Here is a 15,822-nt window from a genome sequence, read left to right as displayed (position 1 = left end):
GCTCGTTCCCTTAAAATAAAAGGGAGCGTTGATATACATTTATACTACATTGATGAGAAAGCGAGAGGATTTTATTATGGAAAGAACCTTTAGAATTACGGATGAAGACGGTATTCATGCACGCCCTGCTACGGCATTGGTAAATACGGCAAACAAGTTTAAAGGAGCTGAATCCTTTGCCGAAGCGAAGGGTAAAAAAGTGACTCTGAAATCGATTCTCGGGGTGTTGTCCCTGGGACTGGAGCAAGGAGACACCATTACGTTGTCCGTAGATGGAGAACAGGCTGCAGAAGCTCTTCAAGCGCTCACCGACGTCATGGTTAACGAAGGGTTAGGAGAAGTAAATGCTTAAGATCGACGGCATCGCCGCTTCGGCGGGCGTGGCCATCGCCGAGGCATTCAAACTGGAGCATCCCGATTTTACGGTAAAACGCCGGGATGCTTCCGATCCTGCCGCCGAGCTGGCGCGGCTGGACGATGCGTTGGCCAAATCGCAGCAGGAGCTTGAAGCGATCAAAGAGCGCACGCTTCAAGAGCTTGGCGAGAAGAAAGCGGAAATTTTCGAATCCCACCTGCTGATTCTGAACGATCCCGAGCTGCTGGATCCGGTGCGTGACAAAATTTCCAGCGAAAAAGTGAATGCGGAATACGCGCTGAACGAAACGGCGAACCAGTTTATCGCCATGTTCGAGAACATGAAAAGCGCGTACCTGCAAGAACGCGCCGCCGATATGCGGGACGTCACCAAACGGGTGCTGACCCATTTGCTGGGTCTCACCTACGTCAACCCGGCGGAGATCGACCGGGAAGTAATTGTTGTTGCCGAGGATTTGACGCCGTCCGATACCGCTCAGCTTAACCGGAAATACGTCAAAGGCTTTACGACGAATATCGGCGGCAGAACGTCGCACTCCGCAATTATGGCCCGCTCGCTGGAAATTCCGGCCGTTGTCGGAACCAAAGAGGTGCTGGGCAAAGTAAACAACGGCGATCTGGTGATTGTTGACGGTTTGGACGGCCTGGTTATTATCAATCCGTCCGACGATGTGGTGAAGGAATACACGCAAAAACGCGACGACCACCTCAAACAAATCGAGGAATGGAAGAAGCTGCGCGGAGTAGCGACCACGTCGAAGGACGGCGTGCACGTCGAATTGGCGGCCAACATCGGCACGCCAAACGACGTTGCCGGGGTGCTCGACAACGGCGGCGAAGGCGTAGGCTTGTACCGTACCGAGTTTTTGTACATGGGCCGCACCGAACTGCCGTCGGAGGAAGTCCAGTTTAATGCTTACAAAACGGTGCTGGAGAAAATGGAGGGCAAGCCGGTTGTCGTCAGAACGCTCGACATCGGCGGCGACAAGGAGCTGCCTTACCTGAATCTGCCGAAGGAGATGAACCCGTTCCTCGGCTTCCGTGCCATTCGTCTTTGCCTGGAGCAAAAAGACCTGTTCCGCACGCAGCTGCGCGCCCTGCTTCGGGCGAGCGTTTACGGCTCGCTGCGGATCATGTTCCCGATGATCGCCACGCTGGACGAGTTCCGCGCAGCCAAAGCGGTGCTGCTGGAAGAGCAGGAGAAGCTGGTGGCCGAAGGCGTCCAGGTCGCAGGCGATATTCAGCTCGGCATTATGGTGGAGATTCCTTCGACCGCCGTTCTGGCCGATCAGTTCGCTAAAGAAGTGGATTTCTTCAGCATCGGCACCAATGATCTCATTCAATATACGATGGCGGCCGACCGCATGAATGAACGCGTCTCCTATTTGTATCAACCGTATAACCCGGCGATTTTGCGCCTGGTGAAAATGGTGATCGACGCCGCGCACAAGGAAGGCAAATGGGCCGGCATGTGCGGCGAGATGGCGGGCGATAAGGTGGCGATTCCGCTGCTGCTTGGCCTCGGCCTGGATGAGTTCAGCATGAGCGCAACTTCGATTCTGCCGGCACGCTCGCAGATTTCCAAGCTTTCCAAAGCGGAGATGGAAACCTTGGCGGCCAAAGCGCTGCAAATGCGGACCGCGGAGGAAGTCGTGGAACTGGTGCGCAGCATCGGCGAGTAAGAAGTTCTATCTATTCTTTTCCAACTGGTTTTGCGAGTTTTCTCTATGATGCCGGCGCCTCTCAAGGCGCCGGTTTTTTCATATCTTGTTTTTGTGTTTTCTCCTCGAAAAGGTTTATTTTTGGGCGAATTTGGGATAAAGTGAGGTAAAACTTACTTTAAGTCGTAGGAGCAAACTTATGGAAAACAGCCGAATGACGATCGGAATCATTGACATCGGATCCAACTCTATCCGTCTGGCTATTTATGAAGCAACGCCGCAAGGGGAGTACCGGTTAATTCAGGAAATGAAAGAGTCCGCCCGCCTCAGCGAAAAGATGAACGCGGGGGGTGCCATGGAGCGGAAGGACGTCCTTTCGATTGTACCGATTCTGGAGCAATTCAGGGAAATTTGCGCCGTGTACAGTTGCCGGCGAATCCGTGTCGCCGCGACGGCGGCGATCCGGAACGCGGCCAATGCGCGGGAAATTAGCGAATTACTTAAGGAGCATACCAAACTAGAGATCGAAATCCTCACCGGGGAGCAGGAAGCCTATTTTGGGTTTCTCGGCGTCGCCGGAGCCATGGCGGAGGAGGACGGTTTTATTATCGATATCGGGGGCGGCAGTACAGAAATTACGTTGTTTCGCGCCCGCAAACTGCTGCACAGCGTCTCGCTCCCTTTAGGGGCGGTTAATGCCCAGGTCCGGTTCGGGAACGGAAAAGAACCGTGGACGGCCGAAAATGCGGCCAGTTTGGCGGCCGAGATTGAGCGGATGCTGTCGAGGCATCCCTGGGTGTCCGCTCATCCGGGCCTGCCGTTAATCGGCCTTGGCGGCACGATCCGCTCGCTCGGCAAGCTGGACCAGCGCCGGCGCAAATATCCGCTGCGGCTCGCCCACTATTACAGGCTGGACCCGGAAAGCATCCGCCATTATGCTGAGACGCTGCCGTTCATGCCGCTGGAAAAACGCAAGCGCCTTGACGGGTTGTCCAAAGCGCGGACCGACATTATCGCTCCCGGGCTGGTTATTCTGCAGACCGTTTTCGCGCGTATCGGGGCAGGCTGCTGCCTGGTCAGCGGATCGGGCCTGCGGGAAGGCCTGCTGCAGGATGCGCTGGGACTGCAGGCTCTGGCCGCTGACGAAGTGTTAGTCTGGCAGGCCTGCGGCTTGCTCGCTTTTCATACGCAGGCACCGCTCGCCCATTTTCAGCAGGCCAGCCATTACGCCGGCCGGCTGCATGACCTCTTGTTGGGAGGAGCCTCAGCCGGCGGGCCGAAAACCCGCCAGATCGCGGCAGCGGCGGCCATGCTGTACAAAATCGGCGGCACTGTACGCTATCATCAATACGATAAGCATACATTATACTGGCTGACGCAAGCCCCGCTCGGCGCCTTAACCCACCGCGAGGCCGTAATCTGCGGATACGTGGCCGATTATCCGGTCAATCACGGGAAAAAAGTGAACCTGGGGATTTACAAAGAGCTGCTTATGGAGGGGGACGAAGCGCTGATCCAGAAGCTTGGCTCCATCGTGGAAACAGCCGTCGCACTGGATGCCAGCGAAACGCAAAGCGTCGAACTGCTTAAGGCCGAAGCTGCCGACGGCGCCCTGCTGCTGACGCTAAAATGCCGCAGTCAAGCTTACCTGGAAATCAGGCAGCTCGAAGCTGCGGCCAAAAACTTCAAAAAGGCGTGGGACCTCAGATTGGAGTGGGAGGTTCGCCCTTCTTCCACACGCTGATGTCGAGCGCGTCAAATTGACTGCGGCAGGCGGGTTGGCTGCCGATGACCGGCTCGTATTTGCCGCTCGGCACGAGCTGCTTCGCTTTGACGTTATCGGCGAGCGACAGCATTAATATCTGCACAAGCGTCTCCCGGGTTTCCGGCTTTGTCACGGGACACATCAGCTCCAGCCGGCGGGTCAGGTTGCGCGTCATCCAATCCGCGCTGGACAGCCAGACCTCCGGCTCTCCTCCATTTTCAAAATAATAAATACGCGAATGCTCCAAAAAACGGTCGACGATGCTGCGCACCGTAATTCGTTCGCTCAGGCCTTCCACGCCGGGGCGCAGGCAGCAGACGCCGCGGACGATCAAATCGATGTAAACCCCGGCCTGGGAAGCGGCGTACAGCGCGTCGATCATCTCCTGGTTGGACAGCGAGTTCATTTTGGCAATGATTTTGGCCGGCCTGCCGGCCGCAGCGTGTTCGGCTTCCCGGCAAATCAGCGCAAACAGCTTGTCCTTCATCCCCGTCGGCGCCAGCGTAAACGCCTGCCACTCGCCGGCATCCGAATATCCGGTGATCAAATTAAACAATTGCGAGGCGTCCTCGCCGATCGCGGAATCTGTCGTAAACAAGCCGATATCGGTATACAGACGCGCGGTAATGTCGTTGTAATTCCCCGTCCCCACATGCACATACCGTCTTAAATCACGGCCTTCCTGCCGGACGACGAGCAAAATTTTGGCATGGGTTTTGAGGCCCACCAAGCCGTACACGACGTGGCATCCCGCTTTCTCCAGCGTGCGGGCCCAGGCGATATTGCGCTCTTCGTCAAACCTCGCCTTTAGCTCCACGACGACGGTAACCTGCTTGCCCGATTCCGCGGCGCTGGCGAGCGCCCGAATGAGCGGCGAATTGCCGCTGACCCGGTACAACGTCATCTTGATCGCCATCACGGCCGGGTCCTCCGAAGCCTGGCTGATGAAATCCGTAACGGCGTCGAAGCTTTCGTAAGGGTGATAAACCAGCACATCCCGTTGTTTAAGCACTTCGAAAAAATCGTCATCGGCTTCGAATTCCCGGGGGTACACCGGATCGATCTGCGGGTAGCGGAGCTTCGGATACCCTTTGACCACGCCCGGCAGCTTGCCGAGAAAGCTTAAATCAAGCGGCCCGTCGATCTCAAATACGGCGTCCGTAATTTCAAATTCCTCCTTCAGCACCTCTAGCGCGTAAGGGTGGATGCCCTTTTGGATCTCCAGCCGCACGGGCGCTCCCCACCGGCGTTTCCGCAGCTCTTTTTCAATCTCTTCGAGCAAATCCTCGGCCCCTTCTTCGTCAAACGCCAAATCGGCATTGCGGGTTACCCTGAACTCATGTACGGCGTGCGGTACATAACCGCTGAACAGCGTTTGAATATGGTGGCGGATCAGCTCTTCGATCAGAATGAAGGACTGCTTTTTGCTATTAGAATGATGCGGCAGCGGAATGATGCGGGACAGGTTGGAAGGAATTTGCACGATCGCGAAAAAAGGCTCCTTCTCCTCTTCGCCATCCGGTTTCCGCGCTTCCTTTTCCCGCTCCAGCACGACGGACAAATACACAAAACCCGTATGAACCAGCGGAAACGGTCGGCTCTGGTCTACGGCCATCGGAGTCAGCACCGGAAAAATAATGTCGTGATAGTACGTTTCCATCGATTTGCGCTGCGTCGTAGTCAGCTCATCGTATTTGAGGAACACGATGTTCTCTTTGGCGAGCTGTCTCGACAGGTCCCGGAACGTCCGGTACTGCTCGCCGACCATCGCCGAGATGCGCGAAATCAGGCGTTTGTATAATCCATCGGGCGTATAGCCGGTAAAATCTTTTTTGGTGTAACCCGCGCGGATTTGATCCTGGATTCCGGCCACGCGCACGCTCATGAACTCGTCCAAATTGCTCGACACGATCGAGAGAAACTTGGCTTTTTCCAGCAAAGGCGTCTCCGGATCTTTGGCTTCCTTCAGCACGCGGCGGTTGAATTCCACCCAGCTTAAATCCCGGTTTAAATATCTTGAACCTTGGTTTTTCATTTCTGCAAGCGCCATTTCTATCATGACCTCCATTGGCCGGCAAGCTGTTTTAAGTCTTCATATTCATAGGTTGTTTCACCTTTTATTTTACAATGCTAGATGCCGGCAAAATACCTCCTTTTGTAAAATCTATGTAAAAAATATAACTCTATGTAAAATTGCACTTCTGAAAATGACCCCAGGCTTGTACATTTTCGCGAAAAAAGGAGTAAAATGGAATTGCGACGTCTTTTGACGCCTGCCATGAAGTTTATATATTTCAAGGAGGTAGTTTCAAGATGCATGCAAACCATCACGCTTATCATTTGGATGCCGCGCCCCGGACGGAGTTCAACCGTTCGTCGCTGCGCCGGCTAAGACAAAACGGCCGGGTGCCCGCGGTGATCTACGGGGCGGAAACCGAAAATCTGGCGGTTCATGTGGATGTAAAGGAATTTCTGAAAGTCGTTCGCACCGGAAGAACGGAGTTTTTCGACTTGAAGGTGGAAGGCGGACCGGTTTTTCCGGCGCTGATTAAGGACATTCAGCAGCAGAACGGGAAAATCGTCCATGTTGATTTTCAGCAGGTGACCAAAAACAAGCCGATCCGCGTAAAAATGCCGGTGCATTTGGTCGGTACGGCGAAAGGCACAAAGATTGGCGGAGTCCTGCAAATCCAGGAGACGGAGCTGGAGGTGGAAGGGCTGCCGGATATTTTGCCGGCCAGCTTGGACATAGATATTTCGTCCCTGGATGCGGGCGATAAATTGCTGGCCGGAGACGTACGGCTGCCGGACGGCGTTGTTTTGCATTCGCAAGCGGACGAACTGCTGGCTTCAATCGTCCTGCCGCGTTCCGCAGACGCGGATGCGGCCCGGAATGCCGATGAGGAACCAGCCGAAGGCGCAGGCGAATAACGGACCGGATAAAAAGCCGGCAACATCATAGGCCTGGAGTACAGGCTGCCATCTGGCGGGCCGTTCCCTGCACGATCACGTGGAGAGCGGCTCGTTTTTTTTGAATACCAGAAATTATAACTCAAATTTCTCAGCAAAAAATCGGCGGACAATGTCTTCCTTAAACCGGGCAAGCGACTCGACCGCTTTGCTGCGATTCTGTTCAAACCTGGAAGTATGGAAGCGTCAACAATGAAGAGGGCTTCACGATCCGCCGAGGTCAGCTTTCTCCGAGGTCAGCGCATCTACCTTTTGCACCGTAGCCGCCCTCGAGCAGTGTTGCAAATCGACGCTAGGTGAGGGGCTGTCTAAAGGGGGCGTGTCATGGTGTCATGGTGTCTTGGTGTCCCTGCTGGCTGCTTGCCTTTGCACGATTATCCCTTTTGTTCAGATAGCAGGGGGTGGGGCAAGGCAAGGGTTCCAACAAAAGAGAGAAGAAAAAAATAAAAAAGATGAAGAAAAAAATGAGGCGGTTCAGGTGAGATTTTCGGCTTGATAAGGGAACGTACGTTTGGTATAATGAAGTAAATCGAACATGTGTTTGTAAATTTTTGGTTCGGGGGCGAGCGAACATGGATGCCAATGCGGGAACGGAACTTCAACCATTCAGCAGCCGTTATAATAGCGAACAGGCCTGCATGGAGGCGCTGATCGCGATGAAGTGGCCGAACGGCTTCATATGCCCGCGCTGCGCTCACACCCGGTGCAGTCGTTTGACTTCCCGGCATATCCCCTTGTTCGAGTGCGGAAAGTGCAAACATCAAACGTCGGCTTTGGTCGGTACGATTTTTGAAGGAACGCATTTGCCCCTGCTCAAGTGGTTCGAGGCCCTGGATTTATTTCTGCTTGAGGGCGGCATCTCGGCGCTGCGGCTGAGCCAGGTGATCCGGGTCACCTACAAAACCGCCTGGTTGATGCTGCACAAAATACGCCATGCCGTCGGGGAATTCGATGCCCGGGAACTGCTGAGCGGAGACGTGAAGATGAACAGCGATCTGTATGGGCGTAATCCGTCCCGGTGTGAGCTTTCGCATCCGTATGCCACGGCGGTTATAGCGGGATGCACGGTCACGGAGTCGGGCGAGCCGGAGCAGGTCAAAATCCGCCTGGTGCCGCATAAAAGAGGAGACGGACAAAGGGCAAACCGTCACGAACTCGCTGCGTTCATCAACGGGCATGTAGATGTCCGTACATCGGCGGTACAGTCGTTCCCTCTAGCTTATCGGCTGTATGCGCCCTTGCGGAAAGTGGTGAGAGAAGCGTGGGAATCGTTGAAGAGTACATATATAGCCTTGGGACTGAAGCATCTGCAGGCGTACCTCAACGAGTATACCGGACGCCGCCGGCTGCACCTGCCCGGAGCGAAAGAAACGATGCGGCAGAAGTTGCTGCGCATATGTGTAGCGATTCCGGCGATCCCTTACCGCCAGCTGATCGCGCGCCAACCGAACCAGCCCCTTGCGGCTGCGGCCTGATCGACACGCTGGAACGGCGGGGGGAGTTTGACGAAGATCAACTTAATGGGTAGGGGTTAGCTTAATGCGGATCAACTTGATTGGTGTGAATTAGCATGAACGGTGCGGGCGTTGCTGCAAATGGAAGGGTTCAGGCTACAGCAAAATCACGGTCTTTTCATTTCCCACGCGTCTTGTTCGTGATCTCCTGTCCTGATCTCTTATCCTGATCTCTTGTCTTGAACTCTTGTCCGCTCTGTTTCACCTCCCCTAAACCTGATTTCTTCTCCTAAGCCCGTCTAAATGATCTCGAACCTATCTGCTTCTCCACCAAATATTTTCTTCTCCCGAGCTTGTCTGTTTCTCTGCTACCCTGATCAAACGGGATAATCGTGCAAAGTCTCCGGACAGTGAGTGTTGGTCTGCTGCCCACCCCAAGAAAAGAATACTTTAATTCGTTTGGCAGTTGATTTAGGTCGGGCTGATGTCTTTAACAATGAAATACACATCTTCTGTCTGATCGTAGAAGCTCCCACTCTCGCTTTACCAAACGAAGCGGTGTTTTTCTATTTTGCCAGCCGCCTATTCTTAATTCTTTGAAAACCTTCAGCTCAAGGGCTCAAGCTGATTTTTGCTCTGCGAAAGTTGAGTTATAAAATTTCCGGCGGGGTAGAGGATGATGCACAGGTACAGAGGGGAGGAGAAGAGGATTCTAGGGGGCTAAGGGACACTAGAGCCGTTATTTGCGGAAAAACGGAGGTTTGCAAAATGTAAACGGACACAGATGCTCTTATTTACCTCAAATTGGCCTGGATGAACTGCTTTAGAGCGAAATAAGGTCATGTGGGTCCGTTAGGCTGGGAAATACCAGGGAAATGGGCGGATAAGGTCGCTGGTGTCCGTTTGAGCAGCGTCCAAAGTTTAGAAAGAGTCCCGCGCATCAAGGTATGGGATTGCACAGTCAAAGCCCTCGCTAGCGGCGAGGTTTGTCTTAGAGGTGTCCAAGCTTGACGAAACTCGCTTTTGTAACTAGAATGGTTGCAGGATAATCGGAATTTAATAGATTATATATCAGAAAGAAGGGTTCGAATGCCGCCGAAAACGAAAACCAACGCTATGGCCCAGCGCAAAGCCGAGCAGCTTAAGCAGCAGCAAAAACAAAAGACGAGAAGATTGATCTGGTTCAGCACGGTGGGAGTCCTGCTCGTGCTGATCATTGCCGTCCTGGCGATCCAACCGAAAGCAAAAGCGACGTCGTTTGATTACGCGAACCTCCCTGTGTTAGGGAATGCCGAAGCGCCGGTGAAAATCGTAGAGTTTGGCGATTTCCAGTGTCCGGCTTGCAAAAACGTAAATCAACTGATCAAGCCGGAACTGGTTAAGGATTATATAGATCAAGGCAAGGTCGCCTTTTATTTCATGAATCTTCCGTTTATCGGGACGGATTCGACGACGGCCGCCCTGGCGGCGCAGGCGGTATATCATCAAAACAGCGACGCTTACTGGACTTACTTCGATGCGATTTATGAGCGCCAGGGCGATGAAAATGCCGGATGGGCTTCGGCGGAGTTTTTCGTCGATTTGGCCAAGGAACTGAAGCTGCCGATCGATTATGACCAACTGCAGAAGGACATTGCGGAAGCTACCTATAAAAACGAAGTCGATGCGCAATACACCAAAGGGAACAAGCTGGGCGTCGACAGCACGCCGACGTTTTTCATTAACGGCATTGAGTATGCGGGTAACATCGGCGATTACGCCGCTCTGAAAAAATATATCGATAAGGAACTCCAGGGCAAATAACGAACGGGGAGGAACGGGTGTGCGGGCTTTTCTAAGAGGTTACGGCATTTACCTTGCTTGGCTGGTCGCGCTGGTCGCTACGGCGGGCAGCTTGTATCTCAGCGAGGTGCTGCACTATGAACCGTGCCGGCTCTGCTGGTTCCAGCGGATATTCATGTATCCGCAGGTCATTTTGCTGGGCATCGCGGCCTACCGGAACGACCGGAGCATTATTCCGTACGTGCTGCCGCTCAGCATCATCGGTGGGGCGATTTCGCTTTATCATTACGGGGAGCAAAAAATTCCGGGGTTGGCCCGGCTGATTCCTTGCAAAGTGGGGGTTCCCTGCAACGTGGATTATTTGGGCAGCGGCTGGTTTGGTTTTATTACCATTCCGTTTATGGCGCTGGTCGCTTTTGTTCTGATTGTCCTGTGCCTGCTGGCGGCGCGCCGTAAGGTAGAGGTGGAGGAGACGGAAGAACTTGGCGGCTTGTCGTGATGCACAAACGGTCGGGGTTGAAGCAGGCAGGATGGCGGCGGCCGGACCCGAGGATCACTAAAAACCCTATCCCTCTTGACTTGAGGGGTAGGGTTTTTGCTGTTTTACCAAAGCAGCTTTAAACAATCGTGTTGCCGATATTGGTGTCCGTTCCGGTATTGAGCTGCATTTTGCCTTTGATCAGCAAGTTGTTTAGAACCTTGGTTCGTTTCGCCTTTTCGGTTACGATCGCGTTGGATATAGATTTACCAGTATTGGAATAAATCGTGTTTTGAGCTATGATCGCATCCTCGGCGTCATCAGTTAATGAAATGCCGTACGCGACGTCATCCGTTCTTTTGAAGGTAATGCGGTTGCCGACAATCTCGGCGCGTTGTCCCCCCTTGATTTGAATCGCCGAAGTGCCTGCAGTGTCGGCAAGTTCGTTATCGGTGATTTTAACCGTTTTGCCGGCGCTGCTCACTCCGTAAATAGCGACTGACCGGGAGCCAAGTATATAATTCCCTTTGAGCGTAACATCGCTGTTTTTGTCGAAGCTGATCGCATAATTATTGGTTTGTTTTCCTGTGTAGCTGGCGCAGTCGATATAATTGCCTTCCGCGAAAACCGATGTCCCTTTTGTCCCCCAGTTTTTAATAGAAATGCCGCCATTACACTGGCCGAACGAATTGCCCCGCAGCACGACATTGGTGGATTTGTCCAGTTCGAGGCCGAAACGTTCCGAATGGAGTGCCTTGTTGTTCAAAAATTGCACGTCATTGCTGTTGTCGACCTTGTAAGGCAGGCCCGCACCGCGATGCACGGCATTGTCCGCGACCAATACGTTTTCCGCATCCCATACGCCGATGCCCGTTCCTTCGCCGAGATGGGAGACCGCATTTCCCGTTACGACCACGTCTTTGCCGCGGGCGTCGATGCCGCTGCTGAAGCCTTTGATGGTGTTCCCGGTAATCGTCACGTTGTTACCGTCAAATCCGTTCGATACCTTTTCCCCGGCGATAGCGGTGTTGGTTTTGTCCGTCCGTACCAGCACGTTGTTGGAAATAACCGTATCCGTACCGCCGCTGTAAGAAAACATATGATCCGAATGATTCCCGTCGATTACAACCTCGTAGCCGCTGAAATTGAGCACGGAAGCTACGACATTCCCGCGGAATACATTGCCGTAAATTACGACTTTTCGCGGCTGCTCGTAGTCGATATCGCCTTCGCCGTATCCTTCGATGTCGATTCCGACGCTCGGACCGGTTCCCTTCTCGGTGCCTGCGTTTGTAATTTCATTGTTTTCGACAAAAACGCCTTCGCCGGCCGTGATTGAAATATTGTTCCGGCGCGCTCCGTCCAGCGAGCAATTGCGGATGGATACCAGTTTGGGTTCGGCATAGTCCGGGTCTACGCCCATAAGGCCCACCGAGCCAAGCATGACGCAGTCCCCGGTACATTTACGGATCTTCATGTTTTCGATGGTAACTTTTTTGCCTCCATGGACGTAAATGCCGAAGCCCCATTCATGCGTCGACTTCGGGAGTTTGCTGAAATCGTGCTGGTCCAGATCCCCGGTAATGATCCCGCCCGAAATCGTGACATTTTCCACTTTGCGCAGATAAATACAGGAGTAACCTTTCTCAGAGTTAGGCTGTACCTTCAGTTCCGCCTCGTGATCCAGAGTAAGCTTCATGTGGGATGGCACCTGGATGCCCGCCCCTTTCTCCGGAGTGTTTGGATAGGTGGTTCCAACGCCTTCAATCAAGTACGTCCCTTTCGGAATAAACGCTTCGTTGTACCCGGCGCTTTTCGCATGGGCGATCGCCTTGTTCAGTCCTTCCGTCGTTTTTACCGCCTCGGTGCCATTGGTGTTGATTCCCCATTGCGTTGGATCGATGACGTAGCATGGGGTCGTTAAGGCCGTAGCCTGTGCGGTCAAGCCGGTCACTGTCCCGTTAACATTTTCCATGCTGTTTGGTGCCGATTGCGTTTTGTTTTCATATTGGTTGTTCATCATTGTTCCTCCTTGTCTCTTGCCTTTTTGATTTTTGGCTTGCTTGCCTTATGGCCGTTTAAGTATTCCGGCAAATTTCATCTCCTTTGCACAAAGACTTTAAGTACCCGGGTGGTGTTTTTCAATCGGGAGCCAAAGGAGCCGGTTCCCTATAGTTCCCGCACTACCAATGTAGCAGAACCCGAGTGCGGCGAACGGCCAAGAAGCGGACAAGGAGCAGACAGGTAGCGGGCAAGGAGAAAATGGGAGGACAGGGGATAAAGGGGGGGCACGCCGCTCCCCAATACTCACATAGTTTTAGGAACCGCCTTGGACTTACGTCGTGTATTGTTTGCGGAACTGCCGCGGCGAGCAGCCGTTTTTGAGCGCAAAGCGGTTGGAGAAATACGGCGTGTTGCCAAAACCGACATAAGCGGCGATCACCGAGATCGGCCATTCGGTTTTCAACAGCAGCAGCTTGGCCTGCTCCAGGCGGTAATGCAGCAGATAATCGTTTGGCGTCATCCCGTATACCTGCTTCATGCAGCGCGTAATGTAGTTGTAGTGGTAGTGCAGCGCCTCGGACATCTGCTCGCTGCTGATTTCCGCGCGGTAATTGTTTTTGATGAATGCTTCGGCTTTTTCCGCCACGGTGACGACCGGGGAAGCGTACAACTCCAGCTGCCGGAGGTCCATCGTACGGAGCAGCTCCCCGAACAGCTGCTGCCCGGCCCAAAAGGCGCTCGACTGGCGTTCCCCCGAATGATGCAGCAGTTGGCGGAACAGGCGATGCGTTTGCTCGGGGTACGGCATCGTCCACATTTTGGGCAACTGGATGGAATAAGGTGAAGCCAGGAACCGCCGGTAGTGCTCCTCCGCGCCGAGGTACGGAAAATCCGGTTCCTCCGCGGGAATTTGCTGCCAGGAGCCAACCGTGTGAAAATGCAGCCAATAAAAAGCCGTAGGTTCCTCGCACGGCCCCAACGCATAGTGATACTGGTCAGGGAGCAGCAGCAGCGACTGCCCCGCCGTCAAGCTCCACCGCCGCCCGGCCTCACCAATATGCAGCGTGCCGCTCTCCATGACGAGCAGGTCGAAAATACCGAGATTCCTGCGGCTCGGATGCTCTTCACCGGGCTTGTAAACGGTATACCCGCATTCAAGAAAATAGGGCAAAGGCGGAGCGGCGATTTGCACGATTTCCCCTGCTTTCAGCATCGAACGATCCCTCCGGGTTTAGTGTGAAATATTATAACTTTTAAGTTGCTGACATCCATATTATGAACCAAATCTATGAGATAGAATAGGGTTGGTTAGTATGATATTTCAAAAAAAGAGGAGGATTCCCTAGCATGTCCCAAACAGATAAAACACAGCGGTCCGAAAGAGTGCCGTTAAACCGGGTACGGATTCGGGATGATTTTTGGAGCTACTATATTGGACTTGTGCGCGACGTGGTCGTTCCCTATCAATGGGAGGCGCTGAATGACCGGGTAGAGAGCGCGGAACCGAGCGGCGCCGTCCGCAATTTCCGGATTGCGGCCGGGCTTGAGCAAGGGGATTTCTATGGCATGGTGTTTCAGGACAGCGATTTGGCGAAATGGCTGGAGGCCGTATCTTATTTATTGGAAGCGGATGCAAATCCGCAGCTGGAGGAAATCGCCGACGACTTGATCGACATCGTTGCCCAGGCCCAGCAGGATGACGGGTATTTGAATACGTATTTTACGGTGAAGGAACCGAACAAACGCTGGACCAACCTGACGGAATGCCACGAGCTCTACTGCGCGGGGCATATGATCGAGGCGGGGGTAGCTTATTACCGGGCTACGGGCAAAAGAAAGCTGCTCGACGTCGTTTGCAGGTTTGCGGATTACATCGACACCGTGTTCGGAAACGAGCCGGGGCAACTGCTCGGCTATGACGGCCACCAGGAAATCGAGCTGGCGCTGGTCAAGCTGTACGAAGTGACGGGCAATGAGCGGTATTTGCGCCTGAGTAAGTATTTTTTGGATCAACGCGGGCAAAAACCGGACTTTTTTGAAGCGGAGCTGCAAAAACGAGGCGGCAAAACGCACTGGCCGGGAGACGGCAAGTATGTGGATTTGGCCTACCATCAGGCGCATCTGCCGGTACGGGAGCAGGAGACCGCGATCGGGCACGCGGTACGGCTCCTGTACATGCTTACCGGGATGGCCGATGTGGCGGCGCTGACGGGAGACGAGTCGCTGCTCGCGGCGTGCCGCAAGCTGTGGGACAACATTGCCGGCAAACAGATGTACATCACCGGCGGGGTCGGCGCAATGCCCCAGGGCGAGGCGTTCTCATTCGACTATGATTTGCCGAACGATACGGTGTATGCCGAGACATGCGCTTCGATCGGGCTCATTTTCTTTGCCCAGAGGATGCTGCGGCTCACGCCCGAAGCGAAATACGCGGACGTCATGGAGCGGGCGCTTTACAATACGGTTGTCGGCGGGATGGCACGGGACGGCAAGCATTTCTTTTACGTCAATCCGCTTGAAGTGGACCCGAAAGCCTGCCATGGCGCCAACCACAAATACGACCATATCAAAACGGTGCGCCAGGAATGGTTCGGCTGCGCCTGCTGCCCGCCCAACGTCGCCCGCCTGCTCGCATCGCTTGGGGAATACATTTATACGGTGCAGGGGGATACGGTGTATGCCCACCTCTACATCGGCGGGGAAGCCGAACTGCAAGTTGGCGGAAGCAGGGTAAAGCTAGTGCAGACGACCGATTATCCGTGGGACGGCCTGGTGCGCTTTACGGTCCACCCGCAGGAGGGCGGAGAGTTCGCGCTGGCGCTGCGGCTGCCGGATTGGTGTCCCGAAGCTAGCCTCACCGTCTGCGGCGAAACGGTGCCGCTGGATGGCCGCACGGTCAAGGGCGGCTATGCAAGGGTGCAGCGGCGTTGGCAAGAAGGCGACGTAGTAGAGCTGCGGCTTGCCATGCCGGCGACGCGCCTGTACAGTCATCCGCTTGTTCGCGCAAACGCCGGAAAGGTGGCGCTGCAGCGGGGACCGCTTGTGTATTGCCTCGAGCAGGCGGATAACGGAGCGAACCTGCACGGGCTGGTGCTGCCGAAAACGGCGGAGCTTTCCGCCCGGCGTGAAGAGGAACTGCTCGGCGGCGTCGTTACGATCGAGGCTGCGGCTGAGCGCCAGGACGAAGCGGCATGGGCCGACGGTTTGTACAGTTCGCAGGCGCCTTCGGCCACGCGGCCGGCGACGCTTAAATTTATCCCGTATTTTGCCTGGGCAAACCGCGGGGAAGGCGAAATGACCGTATGGGTGCGGGAGCAGTGACGATTCCCGCAT

At 54.3% G+C, this 15,822-nt stretch carries 11 protein-coding genes; 8 read left to right on the top strand and 3 right to left on the bottom strand.

The features are described 5' to 3' along the window. Window positions 1-76 precede the first annotated feature (76 nt). The 3 genes from ACLD72_RS18490 (at window position 77) to ACLD72_RS18480 (ending at window position 3,780) form a co-directional block, all read left to right on the top strand. Window positions 77-352, top strand: coding sequence for an HPr family phosphocarrier protein (locus ACLD72_RS18490; protein WP_251592625.1), 276 nt, complete (start codon window positions 77-79; stop codon window positions 350-352). After that, complete coding sequence (gene ptsP, locus ACLD72_RS18485) at window positions 345-2,057, top strand: phosphoenolpyruvate--protein phosphotransferase (RefSeq protein WP_411001618.1); 1,713 nt, start codon at window positions 345-347, stop codon at window positions 2,055-2,057. The genes ACLD72_RS18490 and ptsP overlap by 8 nt, the downstream gene beginning before the upstream one ends. A 178-nt stretch (window positions 2,058-2,235) precedes the next feature. Then, window positions 2,236-3,780 carry a Ppx/GppA phosphatase family protein gene (locus ACLD72_RS18480; RefSeq protein ID WP_411001619.1) on the top strand — a complete coding sequence of 515 codons (1,545 nt, stop codon included), beginning with the start codon at window positions 2,236-2,238 and terminating at the stop codon, window positions 3,778-3,780. On the opposite strand, the gene ppk1 is transcribed toward ACLD72_RS18480, so the two are convergent. After that, a complete protein-coding gene (ppk1, locus tag ACLD72_RS18475; protein WP_411001620.1) occupies window positions 3,740-5,851 on the bottom strand; it encodes a polyphosphate kinase 1 in 2,112 nt (703 codons plus the stop codon). The genes ACLD72_RS18480 and ppk1 overlap by 41 nt on opposite strands. Window positions 5,852-6,114: 263 nt before the next feature. Here ppk1 and ACLD72_RS18470 point away from each other — a divergent pair, with 263 nt between their 5' ends. From ACLD72_RS18470 to ACLD72_RS18455, 4 genes are all read left to right on the top strand, one after another. Then, a complete protein-coding gene (locus tag ACLD72_RS18470) occupies window positions 6,115-6,732 on the top strand; it encodes a 50S ribosomal protein L25 (protein WP_411001621.1) in 618 nt (205 codons plus the stop codon). Between the two features lie 611 nt (window positions 6,733-7,343). Beyond that, the gene (locus ACLD72_RS18465; protein ID WP_458476108.1) at window positions 7,344-8,246 is read left to right on the top strand and encodes a transposase; all 903 of its coding nucleotides are present in this window, start codon (window positions 7,344-7,346) and stop codon (window positions 8,244-8,246) included. A gap of 1,068 nt (window positions 8,247-9,314) precedes the next feature. Further along, complete coding sequence (locus tag ACLD72_RS18460; protein ID WP_411000482.1) at window positions 9,315-10,028, top strand: DsbA family protein; 714 nt, start codon at window positions 9,315-9,317, stop codon at window positions 10,026-10,028. Between the two features lie 19 nt (window positions 10,029-10,047). Further along, on the top strand, window positions 10,048-10,506 hold the full coding sequence (locus ACLD72_RS18455; protein ID WP_411000484.1) for a disulfide oxidoreductase: 459 nt from the start codon (window positions 10,048-10,050) through the stop codon (window positions 10,504-10,506). A gap of 118 nt (window positions 10,507-10,624) precedes the next feature. Here the strand turns inward: ACLD72_RS18455 and ACLD72_RS18450 are convergent, their stop codons facing one another. Both ACLD72_RS18450 and ACLD72_RS18445 read right to left on the bottom strand, forming a co-directional pair. Then, a complete protein-coding gene (locus ACLD72_RS18450) occupies window positions 10,625-12,505 on the bottom strand; it encodes a right-handed parallel beta-helix repeat-containing protein (RefSeq protein WP_458476107.1) in 1,881 nt (626 codons plus the stop codon). 315 nt (window positions 12,506-12,820) lie between these two features. Next, complete coding sequence (locus ACLD72_RS18445; protein WP_411000488.1) at window positions 12,821-13,702, bottom strand: AraC family transcriptional regulator; 882 nt, start codon at window positions 13,700-13,702, stop codon at window positions 12,821-12,823. Window positions 13,703-13,836: 134 nt separating this feature from the next. Between ACLD72_RS18445 and ACLD72_RS18440 the strand changes: the two genes are divergently transcribed. Beyond that, window positions 13,837-15,810, top strand: coding sequence for a glycoside hydrolase family 127 protein (locus ACLD72_RS18440; RefSeq protein WP_411000490.1), 1,974 nt, complete (start codon window positions 13,837-13,839; stop codon window positions 15,808-15,810). Window positions 15,811-15,822: the final 12 nt, after the last annotated feature.

This window comes from Paenibacillus lacisediminis (assembly GCF_046567315.2).
This window is presented reverse-complemented; position numbering and strand designations above follow the sequence as displayed.